This window comes from Stenotrophomonas sp. 3diitr2024, assembly GCF_042136455.1.
In the GTDB taxonomy this organism is placed as follows: Bacteria; Pseudomonadota; Gammaproteobacteria; order Xanthomonadales; family Xanthomonadaceae; genus Stenotrophomonas; species Stenotrophomonas sepilia.
The window spans coordinates 1-2,774 of record NZ_JBHHMJ010000705.1 but is presented as its reverse complement, the minus strand read 5'-3'; the positions used below and the strand labels follow the sequence as shown (position 1 = coordinate 2,774).

General features: G+C 65.7%; 3 protein-coding genes. 1 reads left to right on the top strand and 2 read right to left on the bottom strand.

Translation table 11 applies throughout. The features are described from left to right. Positions 1-150: 150 nt before the first annotated feature. Both ABGA94_RS18580 and ABGA94_RS18575 read right to left on the bottom strand, forming a co-directional pair. Entirely contained in the window at positions 151-942 is a 792-nt protein-coding gene (locus tag ABGA94_RS18580) for an ABC transporter permease (RefSeq protein ID WP_005420226.1), read from the bottom strand. Continuing rightward, positions 939-1,907: an ABC transporter ATP-binding protein gene (locus ABGA94_RS18575; protein WP_134956275.1), complete on the bottom strand. Its 969-nt coding sequence runs from the start codon at positions 1,905-1,907 to the stop codon at positions 939-941. The genes ABGA94_RS18580 and ABGA94_RS18575 overlap by 4 nt, the downstream gene beginning before the upstream one ends. Positions 1,908-1,991: 84 nt before the next feature. Here ABGA94_RS18575 and ABGA94_RS18570 point away from each other — a divergent pair, with 84 nt between their 5' ends. After that, positions 1,992-2,741: a ferredoxin--NADP reductase gene (locus ABGA94_RS18570; protein WP_375367902.1), complete on the top strand. Its 750-nt coding sequence runs from the start codon at positions 1,992-1,994 to the stop codon at positions 2,739-2,741. Positions 2,742-2,774: the final 33 nt, after the last annotated feature.

Here is a 2,774-nt window from a genome sequence, read left to right as displayed (position 1 = left end):
GCCTGCGCGACGAGTACGGCGTGAACACCGACAAGCTCAAGCGCGTGCCGCAGCATCCGGAACAGGTCGGCAAGCTGGGCTACGAAGTACCGAACGCGCGTTGACCGCACGTGGAATTGCCGGCCAGCGGCCGGCACTACCACGCAGGTCTCAGCTGCGCATACCCACGCCACGGCGCAGCAGCCACAGGGCCAGCGCCGTCAGCACCACCACGAAACCGATCATCAGGCCGTAGGCCACCGGCAGCGGCACATCGCTGCTACCCAGCAGGCCATAGCGGAACGCGTTGACCATGTAGAAGATCGGGTTCGCGTGCGTGGCCGCTTCGGCCCAGCCCGGCAGCAGCTTCACCGAATAGAACACGCCACCCAGGTAGGTCAGCGGGGTCAGGATGAAGGTCGGCACGATCGCCACGTCATCGAACTTCTTCGCATACACCGCATTGATGAATCCGGCCAGCGAGAAGATCGTCGCGCCGAGGATCACCGTGGTCAGCATCACGATCGGATGCGGGATTCGCACCGGGGTGAAGAACATCGCGATGATCAGCACGATCACGCCGACCATCAGGCCGCGCAGCACGGCACCGGCCACGTAGCCCCACAGGATCACCCAGTTCGGCATCGGGCTGACCAGCAGTTCTTCGACGTGGCGGCCGAACTTGGCACCGAAGAACGAGGAACTGATGTTGCCGTAGCTGTTCTGGATCACGCTCATCATCACCAGGCCCGGCACGATGAACTGCATGTAGGTGTAGCCGCCCATGTCACCCACGCGCGACCCGATCAGGTTGCCGAAGATCAGAAAGTACAGGGTCATGGTGATCGCCGGCGGCACCAGGGTCTGGCCCCAGATGCGCATGATGCGGGCGACTTCGCGGCGCACGATGGTCATCAGCGCGATGCGGTTGCGCTGGCCGTCGGTCAGCTCGGTGGTGCTCATGCAGGCTTCTCCATGTTGCCGGTGAGGCGCACGAACAGCTCCTCCAGGCGGTTGCTCTTGGTACGCATCGAACGCACGCGGATGCCGGACTCGTTCAGCGTAGCGAACACGCGGTTGAGGTCCATCGCGCGTGGCATGTCGATGTCCAGCGTGTGCGGGTCCGGCGCGGTCAGCGTCGCGCCCTCGATCACCGGCAGCTGCGCCGGCAGGTCACCGTCGATGTCCAGCAGGAAGCCTTCCACGTCCAGCTTGGCCAGCAGGGTGCGCATCGGCCCCTGCTCGACGATCTGGCCATGGTTGATGATCGCCAGGTGGCGGCACAGGTACTCGGCTTCTTCCAGGTAGTGCGTGGTGAGGATGATCGTGGTGCCGGCAGCGTTGATCTCCTTCAGCACGCGCCACATGTCGCGGCGGATCTCGATGTCCACGCCGGCGGTCGGCTCATCCAGGATCAGCAGGCGCGGGCGGGTCATCATCGCGCGGGCGATCATCAGCCGGCGCTTCATGCCGCCGGACAGCGTGCGGCTCATCACCTGCGCCTTTTCCCACAGGTGCGCGCGCTTCAGCTCTTCCTCGGCGCGCTGCTCGGCTTCCTCGCGCGGCACGCCGTAGAACCCGGCGTAGTTCACCAGGATGTCGAAGGGCTTTTCGAACAGGTTGAAATTGATCTCCTGCGGCACCAGCCCGATCAGGCGCATGGTGGCGCTGCGGTTGCGCACCAGGTCGCTGCCGAACACCTCCACCTGGCCCTCGCTGAGGTTGACCAGGGAGCTGATGATGCCGATCAGGGTCGACTTGCCCGCCCCGTTGGGGCCGAGCAGGGCGAAGAAGTCGCCCGGGGCCACTTCCAGGGAAACGCCCTTCAGGGCCTGGGTGCCGTTGTCATAGGTCTTGCGCAGGTCGCGCACGCGCAGGGCGGGCGCCGTATCGTTCTGGAATGCCAAGCTCGAAGCCTTCGCGCCCATGGGCTGGCGCTGGAGAGGGGCGGGGAGGGGCTATTATAGAAGACCCCGAGGGCTTGCCCCGGCTACACACTGTCCCGAAAAGTCGTGCCTGTTCAATTCCCCCTCAAGCTGGTCGGCTGCCGCATGCTGGCCCCGACCGTCGGCCACTACCAGTTCGTGCGTGACGATGGGCAGCCGCTGGATTTCCAGCCCGGCCAGTTCATCCAGGTCCATTTCAGCTACGCCGACGGCACCGAAACCAAGCGCAGCTACTCGCTGGCGACCATCCACGACCATGCGCTGGGCCCGGGCGAGGCGGTGGACATCGCGGTCAGTTTCGTGCCCGGCGGCGCCGCTACGGCCCTGTTCGAGGCGCTGGAGCAGGGCAGCCAGATCAGTGCGTCCGGCCCCTATGGCCGGTTCTGCCTGAATCCCGGTGACCACAACGCCCGTTACCTGCTGATCGCCACCGGTACCGGTGTTACCCCGTACCGCTCCATGCTGCCGCTGCTGGAGAAGGCCATGGCCGAACGCGGCGTGCAGATCGTGCTGCTGCAGGGCGCGCGCAGCCCGGGCGAGCTGCTGTACAGCGAAGATTTCTACAGCTTCGCCGAAAAGTACGCGAACTTCCGCTATGTTCCGTGCCTGTCGCGTGAACTCCCGGCTGATCCGCACCCGGACGTACAGCACGGCTACGTGCAGCAGGCGCTGGCCGGCTTCACGCCGGACCCGGCCACCGACATCGCCTACCTGTGCGGCAACCCGGACATGGTCGATGCCTGCGCCGAGCTGCTGAAGGCCGCCGGCCTGGGCAACCCGCAGATCCGCCGCGAGAAGTACGTCAGCAGCAAGTAGGCCCGGGTGGTGCCGGCCGTTGGCCGGCAACCC